The sequence below is a fragment of the Micromonospora sp. NPDC049114 genome, from assembly GCF_040648635.1.
Taxonomy (GTDB): Bacteria; Actinomycetota; Actinomycetes; order Mycobacteriales; family Micromonosporaceae; genus Micromonospora.
The window spans coordinates 1-23,794 of record NZ_JBEZEA010000024.1 but is presented as its reverse complement, the minus strand read 5'-3'; the positions used below and the strand labels follow the sequence as shown (position 1 = coordinate 23,794).

26 protein-coding genes and 4 tRNA genes are annotated in these 23,794 nt (G+C 71.2%); 24 read left to right on the top strand and 6 right to left on the bottom strand.

The features are described 5' to 3' along the window. Nucleotides 1-182: 182 nt before the first annotated feature. Complete coding sequence (locus tag AB0B39_RS32515) at nucleotides 183-1,202, bottom strand: glutathione S-transferase C-terminal domain-containing protein (protein WP_357576189.1); 1,020 nt, start codon at nucleotides 1,200-1,202, stop codon at nucleotides 183-185. A 116-nt stretch (nucleotides 1,203-1,318) separates the two neighbouring features. Here AB0B39_RS32515 and AB0B39_RS32510 point away from each other — a divergent pair, with 116 nt between their 5' ends. Next, nucleotides 1,319-1,747 carry an ester cyclase gene (locus tag AB0B39_RS32510; RefSeq protein WP_357576188.1) on the top strand — a complete coding sequence of 143 codons (429 nt, stop codon included), beginning with the start codon at nucleotides 1,319-1,321 and terminating at the stop codon, nucleotides 1,745-1,747. Here the strand turns inward: AB0B39_RS32510 and AB0B39_RS32505 are convergent. Continuing rightward, a complete protein-coding gene (locus AB0B39_RS32505; protein WP_357576187.1) occupies nucleotides 1,728-2,303 on the bottom strand; it encodes a Uma2 family endonuclease in 576 nt (191 codons plus the stop codon). The two genes, AB0B39_RS32510 and AB0B39_RS32505, sit on opposite strands and share 20 nt — an antisense overlap. Before the next feature lie 94 nt (nucleotides 2,304-2,397). Between AB0B39_RS32505 and AB0B39_RS32500 the strand changes: the two genes are divergently transcribed. The 7 genes from AB0B39_RS32500 (at nucleotide 2,398) to htpX (ending at nucleotide 9,911) form a co-directional block, all read left to right on the top strand. After that, the gene (locus tag AB0B39_RS32500) at nucleotides 2,398-3,009 is read left to right on the top strand and encodes an NADH-quinone oxidoreductase subunit I (RefSeq protein WP_357494538.1); all 612 of its coding nucleotides are present in this window, start codon (nucleotides 2,398-2,400) and stop codon (nucleotides 3,007-3,009) included. Nucleotides 3,010-3,067: 58 nt separating this feature from the next. After that, nucleotides 3,068-3,619, top strand: a complete 552-nt coding sequence (locus AB0B39_RS32495) for an NADH-quinone oxidoreductase subunit J (RefSeq protein WP_234583474.1) — start codon at nucleotides 3,068-3,070, stop codon at nucleotides 3,617-3,619. After that, nucleotides 3,616-3,969 carry an NADH-quinone oxidoreductase subunit NuoK gene (nuoK, locus tag AB0B39_RS32490; RefSeq protein ID WP_234583473.1) on the top strand — a complete coding sequence of 118 codons (354 nt, stop codon included), beginning with the start codon at nucleotides 3,616-3,618 and terminating at the stop codon, nucleotides 3,967-3,969. The genes AB0B39_RS32495 and nuoK overlap by 4 nt, the downstream gene beginning before the upstream one ends. After that, entirely contained in the window at nucleotides 3,966-5,900 is a 1,935-nt protein-coding gene (locus AB0B39_RS32485; RefSeq protein WP_357576186.1) for an NADH-quinone oxidoreductase subunit L, read from the top strand. The genes nuoK and AB0B39_RS32485 overlap by 4 nt, the downstream gene beginning before the upstream one ends. Next, nucleotides 5,897-7,405 (top strand): NADH-quinone oxidoreductase subunit M, encoded by a 1,509-nt coding sequence (locus AB0B39_RS32480; RefSeq protein WP_357576185.1) that lies wholly within the window; start codon nucleotides 5,897-5,899, stop codon nucleotides 7,403-7,405. Before AB0B39_RS32485 ends, AB0B39_RS32480 begins: the two co-directional genes overlap by 4 nt. A 40-nt stretch (nucleotides 7,406-7,445) precedes the next feature. After that, a complete protein-coding gene (locus tag AB0B39_RS32475; protein WP_357576184.1) occupies nucleotides 7,446-8,924 on the top strand; it encodes a proton-conducting transporter membrane subunit in 1,479 nt (492 codons plus the stop codon). A gap of 111 nt (nucleotides 8,925-9,035) precedes the next feature. After that, entirely contained in the window at nucleotides 9,036-9,911 is an 876-nt protein-coding gene (gene htpX, locus AB0B39_RS32470) for a zinc metalloprotease HtpX (protein WP_234583469.1), read from the top strand. 61 nt (nucleotides 9,912-9,972) lie between these two features. Here the strand turns inward: htpX and AB0B39_RS32465 are convergent, their stop codons facing one another. Then, nucleotides 9,973-11,166 (bottom strand): hypothetical protein, encoded by a 1,194-nt coding sequence (locus AB0B39_RS32465; RefSeq protein ID WP_357494528.1) that lies wholly within the window; start codon nucleotides 11,164-11,166, stop codon nucleotides 9,973-9,975. Continuing rightward, nucleotides 11,166-12,008, bottom strand: coding sequence for a DUF6065 family protein (locus AB0B39_RS32460; protein WP_357576183.1), 843 nt, complete (start codon nucleotides 12,006-12,008; stop codon nucleotides 11,166-11,168). Before AB0B39_RS32460 ends, AB0B39_RS32465 begins: the two co-directional genes overlap by 1 nt. Before the next feature lie 192 nt (nucleotides 12,009-12,200). Between AB0B39_RS32460 and AB0B39_RS32455 the strand changes: the two genes are divergently transcribed. From AB0B39_RS32455 to AB0B39_RS32445, 3 genes are all read left to right on the top strand, one after another. Further along, nucleotides 12,201-13,460, top strand: coding sequence for an MFS transporter (locus AB0B39_RS32455; protein WP_357494524.1), 1,260 nt, complete (start codon nucleotides 12,201-12,203; stop codon nucleotides 13,458-13,460). Between the two features lie 83 nt (nucleotides 13,461-13,543). Then, on the top strand, nucleotides 13,544-14,071 hold the full coding sequence (locus tag AB0B39_RS32450) for a dihydrofolate reductase family protein (RefSeq protein ID WP_234583465.1): 528 nt from the start codon (nucleotides 13,544-13,546) through the stop codon (nucleotides 14,069-14,071). A 66-nt stretch (nucleotides 14,072-14,137) separates the two neighbouring features. Further along, nucleotides 14,138-14,518, top strand: a complete 381-nt coding sequence (locus tag AB0B39_RS32445) for a hypothetical protein (protein ID WP_357576182.1) — start codon at nucleotides 14,138-14,140, stop codon at nucleotides 14,516-14,518. Between the two features lie 53 nt (nucleotides 14,519-14,571). On the opposite strand, the gene AB0B39_RS32440 is transcribed toward AB0B39_RS32445, so the two are convergent. Then, a complete protein-coding gene (locus tag AB0B39_RS32440) occupies nucleotides 14,572-15,066 on the bottom strand; it encodes a YajQ family cyclic di-GMP-binding protein (protein WP_007465350.1) in 495 nt (164 codons plus the stop codon). Nucleotides 15,067-15,213: 147 nt separating this feature from the next. Here AB0B39_RS32440 and AB0B39_RS32435 point away from each other — a divergent pair. Continuing rightward, nucleotides 15,214-15,297: transfer RNA gene (locus AB0B39_RS32435), tRNA-Tyr, on the top strand. 254 nt (nucleotides 15,298-15,551) lie between these two features. Here the strand turns inward: AB0B39_RS32435 and AB0B39_RS32430 are convergent. Further along, nucleotides 15,552-15,887, bottom strand: coding sequence for a hypothetical protein (locus AB0B39_RS32430; RefSeq protein WP_357576181.1), 336 nt, complete (start codon nucleotides 15,885-15,887; stop codon nucleotides 15,552-15,554). A gap of 551 nt (nucleotides 15,888-16,438) precedes the next feature. Between AB0B39_RS32430 and AB0B39_RS32425 the strand changes: the two genes are divergently transcribed. The 12 genes from AB0B39_RS32425 (at nucleotide 16,439) to rplA (ending at nucleotide 23,673) form a co-directional block, all read left to right on the top strand. Next, complete coding sequence (locus AB0B39_RS32425; protein WP_357494510.1) at nucleotides 16,439-16,582, top strand: hypothetical protein; 144 nt, start codon at nucleotides 16,439-16,441, stop codon at nucleotides 16,580-16,582. Nucleotides 16,583-16,633: 51 nt separating this feature from the next. Then, nucleotides 16,634-19,162: a bifunctional diguanylate cyclase/phosphodiesterase gene (locus AB0B39_RS32420; protein WP_357576180.1), complete on the top strand. Its 2,529-nt coding sequence runs from the start codon at nucleotides 16,634-16,636 to the stop codon at nucleotides 19,160-19,162. A gap of 92 nt (nucleotides 19,163-19,254) precedes the next feature. Next, nucleotides 19,255-19,327: transfer RNA gene (locus AB0B39_RS32415), tRNA-Thr, on the top strand. 24 nt (nucleotides 19,328-19,351) lie between these two features. Then, nucleotides 19,352-19,424, top strand: a tRNA-Met gene (locus AB0B39_RS32410). A 132-nt stretch (nucleotides 19,425-19,556) separates the two neighbouring features. Then, nucleotides 19,557-19,724, top strand: a complete 168-nt coding sequence (gene rpmG, locus AB0B39_RS32405; protein WP_007073056.1) for a 50S ribosomal protein L33 — start codon at nucleotides 19,557-19,559, stop codon at nucleotides 19,722-19,724. A 125-nt stretch (nucleotides 19,725-19,849) separates the two neighbouring features. Next, nucleotides 19,850-20,296 (top strand): MaoC family dehydratase N-terminal domain-containing protein, encoded by a 447-nt coding sequence (locus tag AB0B39_RS32400; RefSeq protein ID WP_007465337.1) that lies wholly within the window; start codon nucleotides 19,850-19,852, stop codon nucleotides 20,294-20,296. A gap of 1 nt (nucleotide 20,297) precedes the next feature. Next, nucleotides 20,298-20,690: a MaoC family dehydratase gene (locus tag AB0B39_RS32395; RefSeq protein ID WP_357494506.1), complete on the top strand. Its 393-nt coding sequence runs from the start codon at nucleotides 20,298-20,300 to the stop codon at nucleotides 20,688-20,690. A gap of 129 nt (nucleotides 20,691-20,819) precedes the next feature. Next, nucleotides 20,820-20,892: transfer RNA gene (locus AB0B39_RS32390), tRNA-Trp, on the top strand. A gap of 213 nt (nucleotides 20,893-21,105) precedes the next feature. Next, nucleotides 21,106-21,498 (top strand): preprotein translocase subunit SecE, encoded by a 393-nt coding sequence (secE, locus tag AB0B39_RS32385; protein ID WP_234583446.1) that lies wholly within the window; start codon nucleotides 21,106-21,108, stop codon nucleotides 21,496-21,498. Nucleotides 21,499-21,537: 39 nt separating this feature from the next. Beyond that, nucleotides 21,538-22,260, top strand: a complete 723-nt coding sequence (gene nusG, locus AB0B39_RS32380; protein ID WP_234583445.1) for a transcription termination/antitermination protein NusG — start codon at nucleotides 21,538-21,540, stop codon at nucleotides 22,258-22,260. Between the two features lie 186 nt (nucleotides 22,261-22,446). After that, complete coding sequence (gene rplK / locus AB0B39_RS32375) at nucleotides 22,447-22,878, top strand: 50S ribosomal protein L11 (protein ID WP_007465329.1); 432 nt, start codon at nucleotides 22,447-22,449, stop codon at nucleotides 22,876-22,878. Nucleotides 22,879-22,956: 78 nt separating this feature from the next. Next, a complete protein-coding gene (gene rplA, locus AB0B39_RS32370; RefSeq protein WP_234583444.1) occupies nucleotides 22,957-23,673 on the top strand; it encodes a 50S ribosomal protein L1 in 717 nt (238 codons plus the stop codon). Nucleotides 23,674-23,794 lie beyond the last annotated feature (121 nt).

Here is a 23,794-nt window from a genome sequence, read left to right as displayed (position 1 = left end):
CGCGCCCCGCCGCCTGCCGCCCGCCGCGCCCCGCCGCCCGCCGCCCGCCGCCCCGCCGCCCGCGTCGATCATGGAGTTGTGGTGGGTGACAAAACACCTGTCTATTCCTGAACCGGGCACCACAAGTCCATGATCGACGAGGCCGGCCGCCCGCGCGGGACTGCGGCCGGCGCGGGAGGGGGTCAGCGCAGCGGGGTGTGCGCCGGGTCGACCGGCTCGGCCGGGGGTGGGGGTGGGGTGCCGTCGCCGAAGGGGCGGCCGCCGAGCGCTTCACGGCCGTGCGGGGTGACCCAGTTGGACAGGTCGGGGCCGAGCGGCACGACTCCGGTCGGGTTGATGTCCCGGTGCACCTCGTAGTAGTGCCGCTTGATGTGGTCGAAGTCGATGGTGTCGCCGAACCCGGGGGTCTGGAACAGGTCCCGGGCGTACGCCCACAGCACCGGCATCTCGCTCAGCTTCTGCCGGTTGCACTTGAAGTGACCGTGATAGACCGGGTCGAAGCGGACCAGCGTGGTGAACAGCCGCACGTCGGCCTCGGTGATGGTGTCACCGACCAGGTACCGCTGGTCGGTCAGCCGCTCGGTCAACCAGTCCAGCCGGTCGAACAGCCGGTGGTACGCCTTGTCGTACGCCTCCTGGCTGCCCGCGAAGCCGCACCGGTAGACGCCGTTGTTGACGTCGCGGAACACCACGTCGTTGACCTCGTCGATCTGCTCCCGCAGGTGCTCGGGATAGAGCTGGGGGGCGCCGTCGCGGTGGTACGCGGTCCACTGGGTGGACAGGTCCAGGCTCATCTGCGCGTAGTCGTTGGTCACCACTTGCCCGGTCGGCACGTCGATCATCGCCGGCACGGTGATGCCGCGGTCGTAGTCGGGGAAGCGTTTGAAGAACGCCTCCTGGAGGCGCTCGATGCCGAGCACCGGGTCCCGCCCACCCGGGTCGAGGTCGAAGGTCCAGCTCCGGGCGTCGTGGGTCGGGCCGGCCACCGCCATCGAGATGGCGTCCTCCAGGCCGAGCAGCCGTCGCACGATGATCAGGCGGTTGGCCCACGGGCAGGCTCGGCTGACCGCCAGCCGGTACCGGCCCGGCTCGACCGGGTAGCCGTCCCGCCCGTCCGCGGTGATCCGGGTGGCGATGTACCGCTGGTCCCGGGTGAACTCGCCACCCGGCTCGACGTACTTCCCGCCTGTTTCCTCGCCCACGTCATCCTCCGGTCTGTTGCCGCCTCCGTCTCATCCTCGCGGATCTTCGGTCCGGCCGTGCGGTGCGGCTCAACCTGGCCCGGCTCGGGTCCGGCCCGCCCGGATACCCTGCCGGCATGACGGATGTGGAGGCGGCGGCCCGGCGCTTCATCGCCGACGTGTGGAACGCCCGCCGGGAGGAGTCGGCCCACGAGTTGATCGCCGAGGAGTGCCCCGGCCTGGGTGGGACCGGCCCGGAGGCGACACTGGCCTGGCACCGCGAGCGGCGGGCGGCCTTCCCGGACCTGCGCTATAAGATCGTCGACGTGGTCGCCGCCGGCGAGCGGGTGGCCGTGCACTGGCGGGCGGCCGGCACCCACGCCGGGCAGTTCGGGCCGGTGCCGCCGACCGGCCAGGTCGTCAGCTACTCCGGGGCGACGTTCCTGCGCTTCGACACGGCGGGCCGGATCGTCGAGGTGTGGAGCTGCAACGAACTGTTCCAGCTGCTCCAGCAGCTCGGCGTCGAGATGCTCCCACCGACGGTCGTCAACGGACCCGGGGCGTGATCCGGCTGATCGGCAGGTTGATCGGGAACGGTTCGCCGGTGTCGACGAACTTCGTCCACCGCCCCGTCTCGGCGTAGACCTCGTTCACCGCGTCGATCCGGTAGGTCACGACCTCCAACCCGCCACCCTCGGTCTCGATCCGCCAGTAGAACGGGATGCCGGCCTGGGCGTACAGCGCCGGTTTCAACACCCGGTCGATCGAGCGGGTGCTCGGCGAGACGATCTCGATGGCGACGACCACCTCGTGCGGCTCGTACCTCGACGGCTCGCGCGCCGCCGCGTCGGCCGTGGTGATCAGCACGTCGGGGATGAACGATCGGGTGCGGTTGATCCGCACCTCGACCGCCTGGGTGACGTCGTAGCCGTCGGGGCAGTCCTCGTCGAGCGCGGCCATCAGCCGGCCAGCGATGCTCTGGTGGGTACGGGTGGAGGAGGGGGACATCAGCAGCACGCCATCGAGCAGTTCCCGGCGGCGGCCGTCCTCGGGCAGCGCATCCAGATCGTCAGTCGTCCATCCGCTCTCGGGCGGGTAGTCGCTCTGCAGCGCGGCGGTCATGGCGGGTCCTTCCAGGTGCGTCGTTCTCCCCGCGACCACCGTAGCGCCGTGGACCTGTGGGTGGTGGTCGCGCGCGCCGGGGCCACAGGGCAGGATGGTCCACATGACCGACTCCAGCGAGCACGGCGATCCGACGGGCGGCGCCATCGAGCGCGGCCTGCCCGGCGCGGGCCTGGTCAAGGGGCTGGCGGTCACCCTCAAGACGATGACCAGCCGCTCGACCACGCAGCAGTACCCGGACGTCGCCCCCGAGCTGCCGCCGCGCTCGCGCGGAGTGATCGCGCTGTCGGAGGAGAACTGCACGGTCTGCATGCTCTGCGCCCGCGAGTGCCCGGACTGGTGCATCTACATCGACTCCCACAAGGAGGAGGTGGCGGTGCCCGGCGCGGCCCGCCCCCGCCAGCGCAACGTGCTCGACAAGTTCGACATCGACTTCTCGCTCTGCATGTACTGCGGCATCTGCATCGAGGTCTGCCCGTTCGACGCGCTCTACTGGTCTCCCGAGTTCGAGTACGCCGAGTACGACATCAAGGACCTGCTGCACGACAAGGACCACCTCGGTCAGTGGATGGCCACGGTTCCACCGCCGCCGGCGCACGACCCGAACGGCGAGCCGGCCAAGGAGGAGACCGCGGCGGCGCGCAAGGCCGCGCGTTCGATCCCACCCGCGGTACGCCCCGACGCCGACCCGGGTCCCGCGTCGTGAGGGGACAGATCGTGACGGGACACGTGGTGACGGCCCGACCCGGCGAAAGGGCGGCCCGGTGACCGGCGCGGATCTGCTGCTGCTCGCCCTGGGCGCGGTCGCGGTGGGCGCCGGCGTGCTGGTGGTGACCACGAAGCAGCTGGTCCGGGCAGGGCTCTACCTGGTGGTCTGCTTGGGCGCGTTGGCCGGCGACTATCTGGTGCTCGGCGCCGAGCTGGTCGCCTGGGTGCAGGTGTTGATCTATGTGGGCGCGGTGGTGGTGCTGCTGTTGTTCGCGGTGATGTTGACGCGGGCCCCGATCGGAGCCTCCGACGATCTGGACCGGCCCGGCTGGCCCGCCGCGCTGATCGGTGGCGGTGCCGGCCTGGGGTTGAGCGTCCTGCTGGTCGACGCCTACCGCTGGAGCACCGTCACGATGCCCGGCGCGGGCACGGCCGAGCGGCTGGGCGAGCAGATCTTCACCTCCTGGGTGCTGCCGTTCGAGGTGCTCTCCGTACTCTTGCTGTCCGCCCTGGTGGGCGCGGTGGTGCTGTCCCGTCCGGACATCGGCCGGCGCGGCGACGACGCCGAGGCGTCGGCGGGGAGCTTGACCTCCGGGGGGCGTCGGTGAGGCCCGTCATCCCGTACGTCACCGCGGCGCTGCTGTTCGGCCTCGGCGTGTACGGCGTGCTGCGCCGACGCAACGCCGTGCTGGTGCTGATGGCTGTCGAGTTGATGCTCAACGCGGTGAACCTCATCCTGGTCACGGCGGACACCACGGTCCGCGCGGTGCTGCCGCACTCCGGTCAGGTCTTCGCGCTGTTCGTCATCGTGCTCGCCGCCGCGGAGATCGGGGTGGGGCTGGCGATCGTCCTTCAGCTCTACCGCCTGCGGGCCACGGTGGCGGTGGATGACGTGGCGTTGACCGAGCCGCCGGTGCCCGCGCGGCCCGTCGGCCAGAGCGCGGAGGCGGCTCGGTGACCGGGCTGCTCGGGGCGGCGCTGCCCGCCGTACCGCTGGTTGCCGGCCTGCTCGGTCTGCTGCTGCCGCCGGCCCCACGTCGCCCGGGCGGAGCGGCCGGCGGTGACCGGGCGCGCACGGCGGCCGTGACGATCGGCGTGGCCGGTGCCGCCGGCGCGCTGGCGTTGGCCGTCGCCCTGCTGGTGACGGTCGACGGTCCGACACAGACGTCGACGACCTGGGTCGACATCGGCGGGCTGCGGGTGACCCTCGGCGTACGCCTGGACGGCGCGGCCGCGCTGGTCGCCGTCGCGGTCGCCGCGGTAGCCCTGGCCGTGCAGGTCTACTCGATCGGCTATCTGCGGCGCGGCCCCCACGACGACGTCGACGTCGACCACCGCTACCCGCCGTACGCCGCCCAGATCAGCCTCTTCACCGGCGCGATGCTGCTCGTGGTGGTCTCCGGCGACCTGATCATGCTGCTGGTCGGCTGGGAGGTGATGGGCCTCTGCTCGTACCTGCTCATCGCCCACGACCGCCGGCTCGCGGGCGCACCGGCCGCCGCGATGAAGGCGTTCCTGGTGACCCGTGTGGGTGACGTCGGCTTCCTGCTCGGCATCGCGCTGCTCGGCGTGTCGACGGGCAGCTTCCGGATCGCCGACGTGCTCGCGCACGACCACTCCGGCGCGACCCTGACCGCCGCCGGCCTGTTGCTGCTGGCCGGGGTGGCCGGCAAGAGCGCGCAGTTCCCGCTGCACACCTGGTTGCCGGACGCGATGGCCGGCCCGACGCCGATCTCCGCGCTGATCCACGCCGCGACGATGGTGGCCGCCGGGGTGTACGCGGTGACCCGCCTCTACCCGCTGTTCACGGCGGCTCCGGTCACGTTGACGGTGCTCGGGGTGCTCGGCGCGATCACCCTGCTGCTCGGGGCGCTCGCCGCCACCGCCCAGGACGACATCAAGCGGGTGCTGGCCTGGTCGACCGTGTCCCAGCTCGGCTACATGACCGGCGCGCTGGCCGTCGGCTCACCGTCGGCGGCGCTGTTCCACCTGCTCACCCACGCCGCGTTCAAGGCGTTGCTGTTCCTCGCCGCCGGCGCGGTGATCCACGCCGTGGGCACCACGCTGATGTCGGAGATGGGTGGTCTGCGGCGCAGCATGCCTGTGACGTTCTGGTGCACCGTGATCGGCCTCGGGGCCCTCGCCGGTGTGCCGCCGCTGGCCGGCTTCTGGAGCAAGGACGGCGTGTTGACGGTCGCCGAGTCGGCCGCGCTGGAGGGCACCGGGCCGGCGCCGTCGTGGGTGGGTTGGCTGGTCTGGCTGGCCGGGTTGCTCGGTGTGGCGATCACCGCCTGGTACGCGGGCCGGCTGCTGCTGCGGGCCTTCTTCGGCGAGCCCCGGCTGCCGCTGGTCACGCCGCACGATCCGCCGGCGGTGCTGCGGTGGCCGGTGCTGCTGTTGGCCGTGCCGGCCGCGCTGCTCGGCCTGGCCGGGTTCGTGGGCGCGTTCGCCGACCGGCTGCGGTTCGCCACCGTGCCGGTCGCCGGTGCGGAGGACGGCCTGGTCCACGTCGGGCCGGCGCTGCTGCTGCCGCTGGGTCTGCTGGCGGTCGGCGCGGGGTTGGTGTGGGTGCGCTGGCAGCGCGACCGGGCCGCCGATCCGGCGACCGCGCTGGGTCCGCTGCGGCCGGTCTTCGCCCGCGCGTTCCGGCTCGACGACGTCCAGCACACCCTTGTCGTACGCCCCGTCCGGGCGCTGGCCCGCCTCGCGCGCAGCGGCGACGAGGTGGTGGTCGACGGCGCCGTCGAGGGCAGCGGCCGGGCTGCCTCCGGCCTGGGCGCCGGGCTCGCCGCGCTGCACCGGGCGGCGCTGCCCCGAGCCGCCGCCGGCGTCCTGGCCGGCGCCCTTCTGATCGGCCTGGCCGCCGCCGTGCTGGGAGTTACCCGATGACGTTTGGGCAGGTTCTGCTTGTCGCCGTGCTGGTGGTGCCGGCGGTGGGCGCGGTCGCGGTGGCGGCGACTCCCCGGGACCGGGCCGCACGGATCATCGGGACGATCGCTGCGGCGCTGACCCTGCTGGCTGCCGTGCCGCTGGTGTTCGGTGGGCGCGGATGGTTCGCCTGGTCGGCCGGTACGCCCGCGGTGCGTCCGTGGCACCAGGTGGACCTGCCCTGGGTGCCCGGCCTGGATCTGCGCTTCCACCTCGGCGTCGACGGCATCTCCTGGCCGCTGGTGGTGCTGACCGCGCTGCTGACCCTGCTCTGCTGCGCGTACACGGTGTGGCGGGTGCCGGACGGCGGCAGCGGCCGGGCGTTGGCGGCTCTGCTGCTGGTGGTCGAGGTGGGCATCCTCGGCACGTTCCTCGCCCTGGACCTGGTGCTGTTCTTCCTCTTCTTCGAGGTCGTCCTGCTGCCGATGTACGCGATCATCGCCGGCTGGGGTGGGGCGGACCGGCGGCGGGCGGCCCGCAAGTTCGCGCTCTACACCCTCTTCGGGTCGGTGCTGCTGCTGGTCGGCGTGTATGTCGTGGTCGCCGCGGCGGGCACCGCCGACGTGGTCGCGTTGACCGGTGGGGGCGGGCTGTCCCGGGGCACCCAGTTGGCGGCGTTCACGTTGCTCGCGCTCGCGTTCGCGGTGAAGAGCCCACTCTGGCCGCTGCACTCCTGGCTGCCCGACGCGCACACGCAGGCCCCGACGGTGGGCAGCGTCGTGCTGGCGGGTGTGCTGCTCAAGATGGGCACGTACGGGCTGATCCGGGTGGCGGTGGGGGTGGCGCCCGAGGGCGCCCGCTGGGCCGCGCCGGTGCTCGGGGTGCTGGCGGTCGCCGCGATCCTGATCGGTTCGCTGGTCTGCCTCGCCCAGTCCGACGTGAAGCGGCTCATCGCGTACTCCAGCGTGGGGCACATGGGTTTCGTCCTGCTGGGCGTCGCCACGCTGACCGCCACCGGCATCCAGGCGGCGCTGATCGGCAACGTCGCGCACGGTGTGATCACCGGCCTGCTGTTCTTCCTGGCGGGTGCCGTGAAGGACCGTACCGGCACGGGCGCGCTCGCCGAGCTGTCCGGGCTGCGGGAGACCGCGCCACGGCTGGCGGGCCTGCTGGCGTTCGCGGCGATCGCGTCGCTCGGCCTGCCCGGGCTGGCCGGCTTCTGGGGGGAGGCGTTCGCGGTGGTCGCGGCGCTCCAGGTGGGCGGTCCGCTGTGGATCACCCTCGGGGTGCTGGCAGCGGTCGGTGGCGCGCTCACGGCGGCGTACTTCCTGCGGTTGTTGCGCCAGGTCACCCACGGCCGGCCGAGCCCCGCGGTGGGTCGGGTCGGGGCGGGTCTGGCCGGCGCGGAGTTGACCGCGTGGGCGCCGCTGGTGCTGCTCGCGCTGGCCATCGGCCTGGTTCCGGCGCTGGTCCTCGGCGTCGCCGAGGCGCCCGTCGACGCCCTGATCGGGGTGGTCTCCCGATGAGCGCGGCGCAGCGGGTGGACGCGAACGAAGGCAGGGCCTGATGAGCGCCGTGCAGAGCGTGGACAGCGTGGCGTTGCTGCCGGCGTACCTGGCGGCCGGCACCGCCGTACTCGTGCTGATCATTGATCTTGTGGTGGCGCGACCTCGGGCCACTGTCGCGGTGGCCGCGCTCGGCGCGCTCGGCACCGCGGTCGGCGCCGCGGTGGTCGGGGCGGGCGGCGAGCGGCGCACCTTCTGCGTCGGCGGCGACTGCTCCTGGGTCTTCGGCGGGCGGGCGGCAGTGGTCGCCGCCGTGGTGGCGCTGCTCACCCTGGGTGTGCTCGGGCTGTCGGTGCCGGCGCTGCGGGCCGGGCGGTCGCCGGTGGGGGAGTACGCCTTCCTGCTCGCCTGCTCGATGACCGGCGGTGTGGTGCTCGGCGCGGCCGGCGATCTGATCACCCTGATCGTGGCCCTGGAGACGCTGACCCTGCCGCTGTACGTGCTGGTCGGCCTGCGCCGGGGCAGCCTGGCCAGCGCCGAGGCTGCGGTGACGTTCTTCGTCGTGAGCGTGGTGGCCACCACTGTCACCCTGCTCGGCGCGGCGCTGCTGTACGCGGTGACCGGTTCGCTGCACCTGGATCGGCTCGGTGCTCTGCTGGCCGAGCGGGCGGAGCTGCGCGACCTGCCGCTGACCACCGCGGCCGGGGCGCTGCTGCTGCTCGGGCTGGCCTTCAAGGTGGCGGCGGTGCCGTTCCACGCCTGGGCGCCGGCCACCTACGACGGCGCCCCGCTGCCGGTGGCCGCGTACCTGTCGACGGCGTCGAAGCTGGGTGGCCTCGTCGCGTTGCTGGCCGTGGTGCAGCGGGCGCTGCCGGCCGACCAGACCGGCCCGGTGCTCGCCCTGCTGGCCGTGCTCACGATGACCGTCGGCAACCTCGTGGCGCTGCGTCAGCGGCGTACCGTCCGGCTGCTCGCCTGGTCCTCGGTGGCGCAGGCCGGTTACATCCTGGCCCCGCTGGGCGCGTTGGCGCTGGCCGACGGCCGCACGGGCGAGGCGCGGTCCGCCGCGTACGCCGCCGCCGTGGCGTACACCGTCTTCTTCGTGGTGTTGGAGTTGGCCGCGTTCGCCGGGGTGACCGCGCTCCGCCCGGTGGGTGCGGACGGCGGCACGCTTGACGACCTGCGCGGGGCGGCCCGGCGGCACCCGTGGCGGGGCGCGGCGCTCGGTCTCGCGCTGGTGGGTCTGGCCGGGTTGCCGCCGGGCCTGGCCGGGCTGTTCGCGAAGGTGACAGTGGTCCGGTCGCTGCTGGACGGCGGCGCGGCCTGGCTGGCGCTCGTGGTGGCGCTGAACGCGGTGATCGGCCTGGCGTACTACCTGCGGGTCACGGCCGCGCTGTGGGCGCCGACGGCGACGTCGGGTGGCGCGGCGCCGGCCGTGCCGCTGGGGGGTGTGGTGGCGGCGGTGCTGGCGGTGGCCACGGTGGCCGCCGTGGTGCTCGGCTTCGCCCCGCAGCTGGTGCTGGATCTCGCCGCCCGCTGACCTGCGACTCCAGTCTCAGTCAATTCTCAGCGTTGAGACGGATGGTTGACGGGTACCGGGTTGTTGAACCGGTCAGCGGATCCCGGCGATCCGTGCACCGAAGGAGAGATCGTGCACCACAACCGTCTGAAGACCGCCGCGCTGCTCGGTCTGCTCACCGCCCTGATCCTCGCGGTGGGCTACTGGTTCGGCGGCAGTGGCGGCCTGGTCATCGCCGTCCTCATCTCACTGGTCATGAACGGCATTTCCTACTTCTACTCCGACAAGCTCGCGCTGCGCTCGATGCGGGCGCAACCGGTCAGCGAGGCGCAGTTCCCCGAGCTGTACCGGATGGTGCGCGAACTGGCGACCGAGGCCCGGCAGCCCATGCCGCGCCTGTACGTCAGCCCGACCGCCCAGCCCAACGCGTTCGCCACCGGGCGTAACCCGCAGCACGCGGCGGTCTGCGTGACCCAGGGCATCACCGAGATCCTGGATTACCGGGAGCTTCGGGGTGTGATCGGGCACGAGCTGTCCCACGTCTACAACCGGGACATCCTGATCTCCAGCGTGGCCGCCGGTCTGGCCGGCATCATCACCTTCCTGGCCAACATCGCCTGGTTCATCCCGCTGGGCGGTGGGGACGACGAGGATTCGCCCAACCCGGCCGTCCTGCTGCTGACCCTGATCCTCGGCCCGATCGCGGCCACCGTGATCCAGCTGGCGATCAGCCGCAGCCGTGAGTTCCAGGCCGACCAGTCGGGCGCCGAGCTGAGCCGGGACCCGCTGGCCCTGGCCAGCGCCCTGCGCAAGATCGACGCGGTGGCCCGGCGACGCCCGCTGCCCGCCCAGGGCACGCTCACCAGCACCGCCCACCTGATGATCGCCAACCCGTTCGCCGGTGGCGCGGTGGCCGCCCTCTTCTCCACCCACCCCAAGATGGAGGACCGGGTCGCCCGCCTGGAGCGGATGGCCGCCAACTCGGGGCCCGTGCAGTTCCAGCGCTGACCCGCCGCACGCCGTGCTCCACCCGCGTCCCCGCACGGACGCGGGTGGAGTCGTCTCCGGGTCACTCCGGTGCGGGCAGCCGGTCCGGACGGGTCAGCAGCACGACGGCGAGCAGGACCACGCCCGCGGTGAGGTACGACGCGGCGGGCGAGAGCACGGCGGCCACGCTCCCCAGCAGGAAGATGCCGATCCCCGAGGTGACGATGTTCGCCGCGACGATCGTCGCCTCGACCTGCCCCATCCGTTCCGGAGGGGCCATCCGGGCGAACGTGGCCTGCGCCCCGATCAACCAGCCGCCGCCCGCGCCGATCAACGCGTTGCCCACGGTCAGCGCCCACAGCGGCGCGTCGACGGCTACCAGCACACCGGTCAGCAGCAGCGCGCCGGCCAGCATCGCGGCGACCGCCACCTGGCCGGCCAGCCGACCCAGCCAGCCGGACCGGCCCACCACCAGGACGAAGACCGCCCCGCCCAGCGCCGACGCCGCCAGCACTGCGGGACGCCACGCCCCGGCGGCCAGGTCGGGAGCGAGGGTCTCCGGCAGCGCGCCGGACAGCACCGTGGCCAGGGTGAGCAGGGCGACGCCCCGCAGCACGGGATGGCCGGCGATGATCCGGATGCCCGCCGTCGCCGGTGGACGCCTGCCGCGTACCCGGTGGGGGCGCTTCGGCAGTCCGGCCAGGACTACCGCGGCGATCAGGAACGAGGCGAGGTCGACCAGGAGCGCCACCCGGGATCCGAGGGCCACGGTCAGGCTTGCGCCCGCGAGCAGGCCGACCACCTGGCCCGACTGGTTGGCGAAGGCGCTGAGGCCGAACAACGGCAGCCGCAGCGGAGCGTCCACCGCCTCGGCGGCGACGGCCACGTTGACACTCGCGTACGCGGCCCGTACGGCACCGAGCAGGCCGGCCGCCACGATTGCCGGGACCGGCTGGGGGACCACCGCGGGCACGGCGATCAGCGCCGCGCCGGCGACTGACAGCCAGACCAGGAGGGTACGCCGGGCCGGAACGTCCAGCCAGCCGCTGAAGACAGTGGCGACCAGCAGGGCGGGCAGGGTGCGGGCGGCGTAGACCGCGGCTGGCCCGAGGACGGAGTTCGTCTGGTCGTAGGCGAGCAGCAGCAGTGCGGCCAAGCCTATGAAGTCCCCCAGCTCCGAGATGCCCCGGGCGATGACCAGTCGCGAGGCGACCGGATGCCGGAACAGTGCCCGGTAACCGGGGGGCGGCGTGAGCTGCTCGTCGGTTGTGGGCATCAGGTTGGCTGGTCCGCTTCCGTTACCCCGATCGGCTGATAGTTGGCGTTCTCCCGGACCCGGCGGGACTGTTCCCGGCGGTAGCTGCTGCGGATCTCCGGGTCCTGGCGGCGGCGGCGCAGCGCCACGAAGTCCGACCAGACGTCCTCCGGCCACGCCGGCAGCCCTTCCCCCGTGACGAGTTCGGCGTTGCGGAAGGCCTCCAGCGTCGAACGGTGCACAGGTTGCAGGCACATGAGAGGGATGTTCCGGTAGAAGCGCACCACCTGCCCCGCCTCGGTGAGTCGCAGGATGGTGGGCAGCAACGAGGTGTACCAGTCGGTCTCCACTACGCCCTCGTACAGCTGGAGGCCGCGCTGGGCGGGCCAGTTCGGCACGCCCCGGGCCATGAGGCACCAGCCCGGGGAGGTACGCGCGACCACGCCGGTGACCAGCTCCACTGTGTTGGCGGCGCGCGGGTCGGCGTCGAGGAACGGGATGCTGGCGCCATACCTGTCGAAGATGTCCAGGTCGCCGCGGAACTGCTCCGGCGCCGCCTGCAACTGGTCGGCCGCGTCGGGCAGCTTCCCGTCGTAACCGCCGGCGAGCGAACGCCACTGGGTCGGCTCGTTCTCCGTCAGCAGGGTCCACTCGGTGTCCTGCCCGTCCCAACGCAGCGCGAAGTCGGCTGGCGGGTAGACGTACCAGCCGAGTCCCGAGGCGGCGGCGACCGGCGGGCACTGTTGGACGGCCCGGGCGGGCAGGGAGCCGCGCAGGCTGGGCGAGGCGGCTTCACTGGGTCTGGCGTCGCCATACAGGGAATAGATCTCGACTCGCAGAGGTGCGGTGGTAGTCCCCGACATCGGACCTCCTGCCTCATCGTGCGGTGCCGGCGTATGGACCCAATTCGATCAGCAACCTACCCCCTTTGTGACCGCTCGGTCAGTCCCGACCTCCGCGCTGGTGTGAGCGGATCGACCATCCATGGCCTGAGCTCGGGAGTTAGGGTCGACAGGGCTTCTACCCGTTACCTGTCCCAGCGGAGGTGTACCCCCGTGGCCGCACTGCGCCAGTACCTGGGTGTCTGGCGGATCCCCGGTGCGCCGATCCTGCTGGTCACCGGCATCATCGGGCGACTCGGCATCGGTATGACGCCACTGGCGCTGCTGCTGGTGGTCGAGCAGATGACCGGCCGGTACGCGCTGGCCGCCGTCGCCGGCGGCATCTACGCCGTCGCCGGCGCCGCGCTCAGCCCGGTGGCCGGGCGGATCGCCGACCGGGTCGGCCCGAGCCCGGTGCTGCTCGTCACCGCCGTGGCCCACCCGCTGGCGCTCATCGGTCTGCTGCTGGCCAGCCGCCTGGGCGACGACGCCCTTGCCGCCATCTACCTGACGGCGGGCGTCGCCGGTGCGACGTACCCGCCGCTCACCGCCGCCATCCGCGGCGCCTGGAACGAGCTGACCAGCCCCGCCTCCGGCCGGTACGCCCTGCGCAACACCGCCCTGGCAGCGGAGACCTCACTGTTCGAGATCGTGTTCGTGCTCGGCCCGCTGCTCGTTGCCGGCTTCGTGCTGGTCGCCGACGCGGCCGCCGCGCTGATCGGGGCAGCGGTCGTCACCCTGGTGGGCACCACCGCCGTCGCCCTCGGTCGCGTGATGCGCGGGTGGCGTCCGCACCCGCGCGAACACCACGCCCGTGGGCTCGGTCCGCTGCGGGTCGGCGGCTTTCCGGCCCTGCTTGTCTGCGTGGCCGGGCTGGGCATCGCCTTCGGCGCCGCCGGTGTGATCGTTCCGGCGTACGCCGGCAACGCCACCACCGACGATCCGGAGAGCCTGGCCGGGCTGCTGCTGGCGGTCTGGGGGGTCGGCAGCGCGATCGGCGGCTTCTGGTTCGGCGTCCGTCGGCCGGCGCCGAACATGACCCGCCAGTTCGCCCTGCTGCTCGCCGCGCTGGCCGGCACCTTCGTGGTGTTCGCGGTGATGCCCACGCCGCTCGCGCTGGGCGTGGCCCTGGTCGTCGGTGGGGCCACCATCGCGCCGGCACTGACTCTGGAGAACACGCTGGTCGGCCGGATCGCCCCGGCCGGCATGCTGAACGAGGCGTACACCTGGGTCGTCACCGTTGCCGTGGGGGCGAGCGCCGCCGGCGGCGCGGTGGCCGGCCTGATCGTGGACTACGCCGGGGGCGTGCCGTGGGCCTTCGTCTTCGCCGGGGTGGCGGTGGCCGTCGGGGCCGCGGTCGCCGCGCTGCCCGCCGGGCCCATCGCCCGGGCAGAAGCCTCGGCGGTACGCGCCGAAGACCCCGTCCCGGTCTGACCCCTCTCCCGCGGTTCCGGCGGTTGTCGGTGCCTTCTGCCAAGGTCGGATGTGTCCCAGACCGACCTTCGACAGGGGGAACAATGGCCAAGCTGCTCTACTCCGCGACCGCGTCGCTCGACGGCTACATCGCCGGCCCCGGCGGCGACATGTCCTGGCTGACCGAGCACCTCACGATCGACAACCCGACGGCGGACCGCGTCCTGGCCAACGTCGGCGCCATCCTGGCCGGCAACCGCACCTTCGGCGGCGACGACCCGAACCGTGGCACCGACAGCGAGGGCGCGTTCGGCGGCCGGTACCACGGACCGGTGGTCGTGCTGACCCACCAACCGCCCGCCGACCCACCCGCAGACATCACGTTCGTCGGCGACCTGCACAGCGCCGTCGCCCAGGCCAAGGAGGCCGCCGGCGACAAGTACGTGAACGTCCTCGGCGCGGACGTCGCCAAGCAGTGCCTCCGGGCCGGCCTGCTCGACGAGATCCTGATCTTCTTCGCACCGGTGCTGCTCGGCGACGGGGTGCACATGTTCGACGACCCGGGCGGCGAGCGGGTGCGGTTGACGCCCATCCCGGGCGAGACCGCGCACTGGTACACCGTCGTCCGCTGACCTGGGCTGCCGCCGCAGCGGTGAGCGGGGAGCCCGACGCGGACCGAGTTCGACGATGATGGCTGGATGGACCAGCCGGAGAAGGTGGTCAGCCTGCGCATGACCACGCGTCAGTGGCGCCACCTGGACGGAGCGCTCGACAGCGAGATCAGCGTCGCGGCCGAGAACGGTGATCCTCGCCAGATCGTCTCAGCGGCGAGCGGGATCCGCAGAGCAGGATGGGACCAGATCGCCCACTGGGTGCCCGACGTCGCCGGCTCCGGAGACTGGCCCCCGGACGACGAGGAGATCGTCGCCCACCTGTCCCGCGGAGACTGGGCGCTGGCCGCCGAGTGCGCCGCGCACTGGGCCGCTGTCGCCGCCAGCGTGGGGCACGAGCAGGAGGCGGCCGTGCTCCGTGGTGTCCAGGCTCTCGTCGTCGAGGGACTCACCGCCGGCTCAGCCTGATCAGCGACGGTGGTGGGCAGGCCGAGGAACGTGGCCCGCCCGGTCGCTTCGCCTTACCGGTAGTTGGTGAACTGGAGAGCGACGCCGAAGTCCTCGCCCTTGAGCAGCGAGATGACCGCCTGGAGGTCGTCCCGCTTCTTGCCGGTCACGCGCAGCTGATCGCCCTGGATCTGCGCCTGAACGCCCTTGGGGCCCTCGTCGCGGATCTTCTTGCTGATCGCCTTGGCCTTGTCCGTCTCGATGCCCTGGATCACCTTGCAGTCGATCTTGAACACCTTGCCGGACGGGCGTGCCTCGCCGGCGTCCAGCGACTTCAACGAGATGTTCCGCTTGACCAGCTTCTCCTTGAAAACGTCCAGGGCGGCACGCACCCGCTCCTCGGTCTCCGCCTGGAGGCCGATCGCCTCCTCACCCGACCAGGAGATCTCCGCGCCCGTGCCGCGGAAGTCGAACCGCGTCGAGAGCTCCTTCTCCGCCTGGCGAAGGGCGTTGTCGACCTCCTGGCGGTCGACCTTGCTCACGATGTCGAATGACGGGTTCGCTGGCATGCTTCTGCTCCTGCTGTCGGGCGGTCTGGGCGTGCCGTCGGCCGCCGACCAGCGGCACGACCCTCTGACCGTACCCGGTTGCGTCGGTCCCGGGGTGAGCCGCTATCCTTGCTTCCGCCGCCGCGTTACGACGCGGTGGGGTGCCCTGGCGGGTTGCCCGAGCGGCCAATGGGAGCGGACTGTAAATCCGTCGCGAAAGCTACAGAGGTTCGAATCCTCTACCCGCCACCAGGTGCAGACACGGCCCCTGACCAGCAGAGATGCTGATCGGGGGCCGTTGTCGTTGATCTAGCCGGGTCCGGCCGTTGACGACTGATTGTGGGCGGGCAGATGGTGGGCAGGTCGATCTTGCGCTGACGGCTCTTCTGCGGCGGCGACGATGCGTTCTGGTGCTCGCCGGTTGACGAGAAAGCCGCAGTTGTCGCGAGCGGGAAGGGGCCCGGTTGGCCCGGGTCCTCGGGATCATCCGACGACGGCAGGCTGTCTCACCGCGTCGGCGCAACGCCGAACTTTTCGATCATGAATCGCCAGAACAGCGGTACCGCCTCCTCGCTGGGGCGAGCGATCACGTCGTCTCGTCCGGACGTGCTCCGGTGCTCGATAAGCACGGCGCCGGGGCCAACCAGTCCGGACGACGGCGACCGCACGATGACTACCTCAACGCGGGGGAGCCCTTCGACCCGGACACCGGCCGCCCGGTCCCCGAGGCCAGAAACCAAGAACCCCACCACCTGGTACGCGCACAGCCGCGCGTACGTCGAGATGAAGTGGCCCCGGGCGGCTGCCGCGTCACCGAAACGGTTGTGGCGATCTGGCGCCACGTCCTGCTCCCTTCCTGTGCTGCCGTACCTCTTTGAAAGCCCTGACGTCCCGGCCTGGCGGCCGTGGGCCTGGGGCCGGGCCCCGACGTGCCGTCCCGGCGGCAGCGACATTGACTGACGGCGGGCGACCCAGGGGTTGCCCCCGGCTCGTCGACGTTCCTGTCGCGTCCTCGTGTACGCGCGGCCTTGCGTCTGTGTGGCCCTTGTGTAGGTATCGAGACCGGGTATGGTGGTCGATGTCCGCGCCGGCGAGGGTTGATGATGGCGGTCCGTCATGGACAGTCACGGCGAGTGACCTGCGCCGTCGCCTGGGGGGCCTCGTGTGCCTCCGGGCGAATTGTGCTGAAGGTCGCATCAGGCGCTGGGCGAACTGCCGATAGCGCAGGGAGAGGTCCTGATCTGGCGCGTCGTATCGAGGCTGAGTGCCCGAACGGTGCGATGTTGTCACCGCCTGGGCGGGGCGGGCCCGCACCGCTTTTCTGGGTACTGAGCGTGTGGCACGATCGTGGAACCTCCACCATCCCTGTGACGCTTCCCCGACAGGAGCAACCATGTCTGGTCGAACGCTGGGCCGGCTGCTTGGCTCATTTTTTGTCCTCGCCGCTATCGCTGGTGGCGTCTTCGTCGGCGACGTTCTCGGCAACGGGAACGCGCAGACCATGGACGTCATCTGGAACATGCCCGCCTTCCGCTGACCAAGCGAAACCCGATGATGTGATCCGGCGGGGCTCGTGAGGGGGTGGGGCATGGCGGGTCGAGGCCGCGCTGGGTTCCGCTCGACGGAGCACGCCTGGTTGATCACCGGGCCGATGGCGTTCCTTGCCGTCGTCTGTTCGACGATCGTTGGGCTGGTCGCCCCGGAGCCCTTCGGGGACTGGCCGTTGGCGTCGGCTCTCCTGCTCGCGATGGTGGCCGCCGGGCTGCCGGTCCTGAACTTCACGGTTCGGCGCCAGTCCGTCGGCGTGACCCTCACCGAGATCCCGCTGGTTCTCGCCTTCTATCTGGTGCGGCCGCTCACGGTCGTCACCATCTACACCCTCGCTGCCGTCATCACTCACCTCCGGCACCGCTTCGGCGCCACCAAGTTCTGGTTCAACGTGGCCCGGGCCGCTGCGGGATCCTCGCTGGCCGTCCTCGTCCTCCAGGCGCTTCCGCCGGTGCAGGGAGTGGGCCCGGGTGCCTGGCTGTCGCTCTTCGCGGCCGCCAGCATGGTCAACCTGGTGAGCATCATCTCGGTGGCCGGCGTGCACAGCCTGTTGCAGGGGTGGCAGGCCGGCCGCGAGGCATTCCGCACGTATCCGCCGGCCCTGCTGGCGGCGGCCATCAACATCGCCAGCGGAATCGTCGTCCTGATCCTGATCGAGACGACGTGGTGGTCCCTTCTGCTGTTGGCCGCGCTGGTCGCCGCGTTGGCCCTCGTCTACCGCTCGTACGCGCAGTTCTTCCGGCAGCACCGCACTCTCACCGACATGTACGAGTTGAGCCGGGCGGTGGCCGGGAGCGGCCAGGACGGCACTCTGGTGGACGCGCTCCTCGGCCGCGTACGAGCGCTGATGCAGGCCGAGTACGCCACGCTCTGGCTTCCCGAGCAGGGGCGCCACCCAGAGGTGCTCTTGACGGCCCGTAACGACCAGCCGGGTCTGCTCGATGTCGCCAGGACCCCGGCGGCTCTGCGGCAACGGGCCCGGGACAAGGGCCGTACCGTCGCTGTCGGCCGTGGAGTGACGACCGACGCCGAGCTTCGTGCCGACCTGTCGGCGGAGCGGGTCAAGGATGCGATCGTGATCCCGCTCCGTTCGGGTCAGGCGGTGATCGGCACGCTGGAGGTCGCCAATCGTCTCGGCGACAGCAACTACTTCGTCCGTAACGACATACCCCTCTTCGAGACGGTGGGTGCGCAGGCCGCGGTCGCCCTGGAGAATTCCCGCCTGGTCGACCGGCTGCGGCACGACGCGTACCACGACACCCTGACGCGTCTGCCCAACCGGCGGCGGATCATCGGGGCGCTGGACGAGTCGTTCAAGATCCGCCTGCCCGGCGAGGTGGTGGCGCTGCTGCTCTTCGACGTGGACGGGCTGCGCCAGGTCAACGAGTCCCTCGGCCACGCGGCGGGGGACAAGGTCCTCGTCGAGGTCGCCAACCGGTTGCGGGCCAGTGCCCCGTCGTCGGCCCTGGTGGGTCGCGTCGGTGGGGACGAGTTCCTGGTGACCCTGCGTCTGGAGAACGCCGACGCGGCACTGGAACTGGCCGGTCAACTGCGCGACCAGATCCGCGACGAGATGGTCTTCGACGCGCTCACCCTCGACGTGAACACGGCCGTCGGGGTCGCCGTACACCCGGATCATGGCAGCGATGCCGCGACCCTGCTGCTCCGTGTCGATCTGGCGGCGAACGCCGCCAAGTCGATGCCGGGCAGCGTGCAGTTGTTCAACCCGGGCCTGGAATCCCGGTCGTTGCGCCGGCTGGGTCTCGCCGGTGACCTGCGTCAGGCGTTGGACCAGAACGAGCTGGAGGTCTACTTCCAGCCCAAGGTGACCCTGCGGGACCGACGTCTGGTCGGCGTCGAGTGCCTGGCCCGGTGGGAGCACCCGACGCACGGCACCGTAGCTCCCGAGGACTTCGTGGCGGTTGCCGCGCACACCGGCCAGTTGAGTCGGCTCACCGAGGTGGTGCTCCGCGAGGGTCTGCGGCGCAGCCGGGACTGGGCCGAGGCCAACCAGCCGCTGCCCATCGCGGTGAACCTCGCCGCCCGCACGCTCACCGACCAGCACTTCCCGGACCGGGTGCAGGAGCTGCTGACCGAGTACGGGGTGCCGGCGCAGCGCCTCACCCTGGAGATCACCGAGTCGGGGGTCCTGGACGGCACGGACCGGCCCATCCCGACGCTGCGTCGGCTCCGGGATCTCGGCGTCCGGCTGTCGGTGGACGACTTCGGCACCGGTGACTCCTCGCTCGCCCACCTGCGCCGGCTGCCGGTGCACGAGGTGAAGGTGGACCGGTCCTTCGTGCAGGGCATGGCGACCGACCCCGGGGACCTGGCGATCGTGAACGCGGTGGTGACGCTCTCCCAGCAGTTCGGCCTGGCGGTGGTCGCCGAGGGTGTGGAGAGCGAGTTGACCCTGGAGCTCCTTCAGGACATCGGGTGCGAGATCGGCCAGGGCTTCCTGTTCAGTCGACCGCTGCCGTACGAGCGACTGGCCGCCTGGTTCGGTGCTCAGGCGGACCCGGAGACGATCTCCGGCGGGGAGCTTCCACGCCTGCGCGTGGTGCCCTGAGCTGGGCATTCACGGGCGCTGGGGATCCGATTTCACCTGCCGACCGGTGCCGTGTATTCTACTTCTGCGCGCCCCACGGGGAGATCGCGCAGGCCCCCTTAGCTCAGTCGGCAGAGCGTCTCCATGGTAAGGAGAAGGTCTACGGTTCGATTCCGTAAGGGGGCTCGAGGGTTCAGCTGGACCCACCGCGGCGGTGTAGCTCAGATGGCAGAGCAAGCGGCTCATAATCGCTGTGTCGCCGGTTCAAGTCCGGCCACCGCTACTCTCGTCTTCCGGGCTCGTTCCCGGTGGTCGTTGAGATGGGCGCCACTGGCGCCCACTTTGCATGTCCGCGCAGTCAGCGTCTAGGCTGACGCGTCGTAGTTGTTTCCGTTAGCGAGGAAGGCACTCCGCCGTGGCGAAGGCTACCGATGTCCGGCCGAAGATCACTTTGGCGTGTGTGGAGTGCAAGGAGCGCAACTACATCACGCGCAAGAACCGCCGGAACGACCCCGACCGCATCGAGCTGAAGAAGTTCTGCCCGCGCGACGGCCGGCACACGGTTCACCGCGAGACCCGCTGATCTCCGGCCGGCACACGCCGGCCGTTGACGAGGCCTTTCCAATCGCCGATCTGACCGGTACGGCGCGGCTCAGCCGCCGCCTGCCGACCAGATCGGCGATTGTGCTTTCCGTGTAGGTTCGCGGCATGTCTCTGGACCCTTCCTTCGTCGGCCGGACGTATCCGCCGACCGCCCCCTACCAGGTGGGCCGAGAAAAGATCCGTGAGTTCGCCACGGCCATCGGCGCCACCGACGCGGCCCACCACGACCCGGTGGCGGCGCAGGCGCTGGGCCACCCGGACGTGGTCGCCCCGCCGACCTTCCCGGTGATCGTCACCATGGCGGCGAGCCGCCAGATCATCGAGGACCCGGCCCTGGGTGTGGACTACAGCCGGCTGGTGCACGGCGACCAGCGGTTCGCGTACACCCGGCCGGTGGTCGCGGGCGACGAGCTGGTCTGCACCAACACCATCGAGGACGTCAGCAACCGGGGCGGGCACGGCTTCCTGACCACCCGCACCGACGTGAGCACTGTCGCCGGGGAACCGGTCGTCGCCGTCTGGGCCCGGTACGTCATCCGCGGGGAGGGCTGAGATGGAACTGCCAGCCAAGACGTTCCGGGTGACCCGGGCGGACCTGGTCCGCTACGCCGGCGCCTCGGGTGACTTCAACCCGATCCACTGGAGCGACCGGGTCGCCACGAAGGTGGGACTGCCCGGAGTGATCGCGCACGGCATGTTCACGATGGCCCTGGTCGGCCGGGCGGTCGCCGAGTGGGCCGGGGCGCCCGACGCGGTGGTCGAGTACGGGGTTCGGTTCACCCGGCCGGTGGCGGTCCCCGACGACGACCAGGGGACCGAGATCGAGGTGACCGCGCGGGTCCGTGAGGTGACCGAGGACGGCCTCACCCGGCTCGATGTGACCGCGACCTGTCTGGGGGACAAGGTGCTCTCGCAGGCCCGGGCGACCATCCGGATTGCACGCTGAACCGGGTCCGCCACGCGTGGCGGGGAGACCGGTTGGGAAAGTCGGGTGCCTACCCGTACACTGGTCCGCCGTGGGGCAAGTGACCCCTGCACGGTCGTCTGTGACCGCGTGGGGCGAGTGTTGCCGCACAGGGGTGTAGCTCAATTGGCAGAGCAGCGGTCTCCAAAACCGCAGGCTGCAGGTTCAAGTCCTGTCACCCCTGCGCCTCAGGCCTGACCGTTCCCGTGGGTCGCGCCGCCGACAAGGCGGCGTCCGGCCCGTGGTGGTGGCATCGGCGGGGTGGTTCCGAGGCATTCGGGGCCCCCGGTTGATCCACCGGCCGCGGCCCGTCGCGGGACGGTTTGGCCCGGCCGGCGTGACCAGCGCCGCGTACGCCGCCCGGCGTGCGACCCGAGATTCCGCGACGGAGGGCGAAGTGGCCGACAACAAGCGGCGCGGCGAGGACGCCGGCGACGATCGTCTGGACGACGAGATCGTCGACGACGTAGCCGACGACGACGCCTCCGGCGCGGACGAGCCGGTTTCCCGGGGAGGCACCGCGACGCGGTCCCGCGCCCGGGCGGAATCGGCGGACAGCCGGCCGACCACGAGGTCGGAAACCGGTCGGGTGGGCGTGTTCGGCCGCATCGCCCGGTTTTTCCGCGAGGTCGTTGCCGAACTGCGTAAGGTCATCTGGCCGACCCGCAAGGAGTTGCTGACGTACACCGCCGTGGTGGTCACGTTCGTCGCGGTGATGCTGACGATCGTGGGCGTGCTGGACTACGGCTTCGCCAAGGTCGTGTTGTTCGTCTTCGGCAACTCGGACTGACCGGCTGTCTCCAGCCGATAGTGACGGAAGTGAGCGAGCGTGCCTGAGTACGACGAGACCGCCGGACCGGTGGACGAGCAGTCCACGGTCGCGACGGCGGCTGGTGACGAGTCGGTTGAGGCCGCCAGCGAGCCGGAGTTCCCCACCACCGAGCCTGCGCCGGACGAGGAGTACGACCCGGTCGCCGAGCTGCGGCAGAAGCTGCGCTACGCCCCGGGTGACTGGTACGTGGTGCACTCGTACGCCGGTTACGAGAACAAGGTGAAGACCAACCTCGAGACCCGGATCACGAGCCTCGACATGGAGGACTTCATCTACCAGGTCGAGGTGCCGACCCGGGAAGAGGTCGAGGTCAAGAACGGTAAGCGTTCGCAGATCCAGGCCAAGGTCTTCCCGGGCTACATCCTCGTCCGGATGGAGCTGACCGCCGAGTCCTACTCGTGTGTCCGCAACACCCCGGGCGTGACCGGCTTCGTGGGCGCGACCGACCGGGCCGACCGGCCGGCGCCGCTCTCGCTCGACGAGGTGCTGAAGTGGCTGGCGCCGGCGGTCGAGACCGAGCAGAAGAAGGCCAAGCCGGAGATCAAGGTCCTCGACTTCGAGGTCGGCGACTCGGTCACCGTCACCGACGGCGCGTTCGCGTCGCTGCCGGCCACGATCAGCGAGATCAACGCCGACCAGCAGAAGCTCAAGGTGCTGGTGTCGATCTTCGGTCGGGAGACCCCGGTGGAGCTCAACTTCAACCAGGTCGCCAAGATCTGACCGGTCGTCGGCGGCGGGCCCGGCCCGCCGCCGACGTCGGCGTACGCCCTCCCGCTCGACCTCGGCGGACGAGCGGGCTGCGGCCTGCGCTACTCTTGAACGTCGCCGCTGTCGCACCGCGCTGACCGTGCGCGCCCGAGGGCGGCGACGGCCGCATTTTCCCAGCTCCAAGCCCCAGGAAGTGACATGCCTCCGAAGAAGAAGCTCGTCAAGACGTTCACGCTTCAGCTGCCGGCGGGCCAGGCCACGCCGGCGCCGCCGGTCGGCCCCGCGCTCGGCCAGCACGGCGTGAACATCATGGAGTTCTGCAAGTCCTACAACGCGCAGACCGAGTCCCAGCGGGGCGACATCGTCCCCGCCGAGATCAGCGTGTTCGAGGACCGGTCCTTCAGCTTCGTGCTGAAGACCCCGCCTGCCGCCCGGCTGCTGATCAAGGCCGCCGGTGTGCAGAAGGGCTCGGGCGTCCCGCAGGCCGAGAAGGTCGGCTCGGTGAGCCGCGCCCAGCTGCGTGAGATCGCCGAGAAGAAGATGGCCGACCTCAACGCCAACGACCTGGACCAGGCCGAGAAGATCATCGCCGGCACCGCCCGGTCGATGGGCATCACCGTCAGCGACTGACGTTCGGCCTCGCCGACGACCCGACCGTGGGAGGGCCCGCGCCGAGCGGCCCGCCAGAGACCACAGGAGTAATCAGCAATGCAGCGCAGCAAGAGCTACCGCAAGGCCGCCGACGTCATCGACCGGTCGAAGCTCTACACCCCCTCCGAGGCCGTGAAGCTGGCCAAGGAGACCACCAACGTCAAGTTCGACGCCACGGTCGAGGTCGCCATGCGCCTCGGCGTCGACCCCCGCAAGGCGGACCAGATGGTCCGCGGCACGGTCAACCTGCCGCACGGCACCGGTAAGACCGCCCGCGTGATCGTGTTCGCCGGTGGCGCGAAGGCCGAAGAGGCCGCCGCGGCGGGTGCGGACGAGGTGGGCACCGACGAGCTGGTCGCCCGCATCCAGGGTGGTTGGCTCGACTTCGACGCGGCGATCGCCACGCCGGACCAGATGGCCAAGATCGGCCGGATCGCGCGGATCCTGGGCCCGCGCGGTCTCATGCCGAACCCGAAGACCGGCACGGTGACCATGGACGTCACCAAGGCGGTGCAGGACATCAAGGGCGGCAAGATCACCTTCCGGGTGGACAAGCACTCCAACCTGCACCTGATCATCGGCAAGGCCTCCTTCACGGAGACCCAGCTGGTGGACAACTACGCGGCGGTGCTCGACGAGGTGCTGCGTGCCAAGCCGTCCGCGGCCAAGGGCAAGTACCTCCGCAAGGTCATCCTCACCACCACCATGGGCCCGGGTGTTCCGGTCGACCCGAACCTGGTGAAGAACCTCCGTGAGGACCAGGCCGAGGCCTGAGCCGACAGCTCGCTCGTACCGGGGCGCGGTCCTGCTCGCCGCGGCAGTCCTCCAGTTGCCGCCCGGGATCGGCAACCGGATCGCGCTGCTCACGTACGGGTCACCGCTGCGCCGGCTGTAC

Coding starts and splice junctions, on each gene's coding strand:
- AB0B39_RS32510 (WP_357576188.1), top strand. CDS start 1,319: ATGACGGATGTGGAGGCGGCGGCCCGGCGCTTCATCGCCGACGTGTGG.
- AB0B39_RS32505 (WP_357576187.1), bottom strand. CDS start 2,303: ATGACCGCCGCGCTGCAGAGCGACTACCCGCCCGAGAGCGGATGGACG.
- AB0B39_RS32500 (WP_357494538.1), top strand. CDS start 2,398: ATGGTCCACATGACCGACTCCAGCGAGCACGGCGATCCGACGGGCGGC.
- AB0B39_RS32480 (WP_357576185.1), top strand. CDS start 5,897: ATGACGTTTGGGCAGGTTCTGCTTGTCGCCGTGCTGGTGGTGCCGGCG.
- AB0B39_RS32475 (WP_357576184.1), top strand. CDS start 7,446: ATGAGCGCCGTGCAGAGCGTGGACAGCGTGGCGTTGCTGCCGGCGTAC.
- AB0B39_RS32465 (WP_357494528.1), bottom strand. CDS start 11,166: ATGCCCACAACCGACGAGCAGCTCACGCCGCCCCCCGGTTACCGGGCA.
- AB0B39_RS32460 (WP_357576183.1), bottom strand. CDS start 12,008: ATGTCGGGGACTACCACCGCACCTCTGCGAGTCGAGATCTATTCCCTG.
- AB0B39_RS32450 (WP_234583465.1), top strand. CDS start 13,544: ATGGCCAAGCTGCTCTACTCCGCGACCGCGTCGCTCGACGGCTACATC.
- AB0B39_RS32445 (WP_357576182.1), top strand. CDS start 14,138: ATGGACCAGCCGGAGAAGGTGGTCAGCCTGCGCATGACCACGCGTCAG.
- AB0B39_RS32440 (WP_007465350.1), bottom strand. CDS start 15,066: ATGCCAGCGAACCCGTCATTCGACATCGTGAGCAAGGTCGACCGCCAG.
- AB0B39_RS32425 (WP_357494510.1), top strand. CDS start 16,439: ATGTCTGGTCGAACGCTGGGCCGGCTGCTTGGCTCATTTTTTGTCCTC.
- AB0B39_RS32420 (WP_357576180.1), top strand. CDS start 16,634: ATGGCGGGTCGAGGCCGCGCTGGGTTCCGCTCGACGGAGCACGCCTGG.
- AB0B39_RS32400 (WP_007465337.1), top strand. CDS start 19,850: ATGTCTCTGGACCCTTCCTTCGTCGGCCGGACGTATCCGCCGACCGCC.
- AB0B39_RS32395 (WP_357494506.1), top strand. CDS start 20,298: ATGGAACTGCCAGCCAAGACGTTCCGGGTGACCCGGGCGGACCTGGTC.
- rplK (WP_007465329.1), top strand. CDS start 22,447: ATGCCTCCGAAGAAGAAGCTCGTCAAGACGTTCACGCTTCAGCTGCCG.
- rplA (WP_234583444.1), top strand. CDS start 22,957: ATGCAGCGCAGCAAGAGCTACCGCAAGGCCGCCGACGTCATCGACCGG.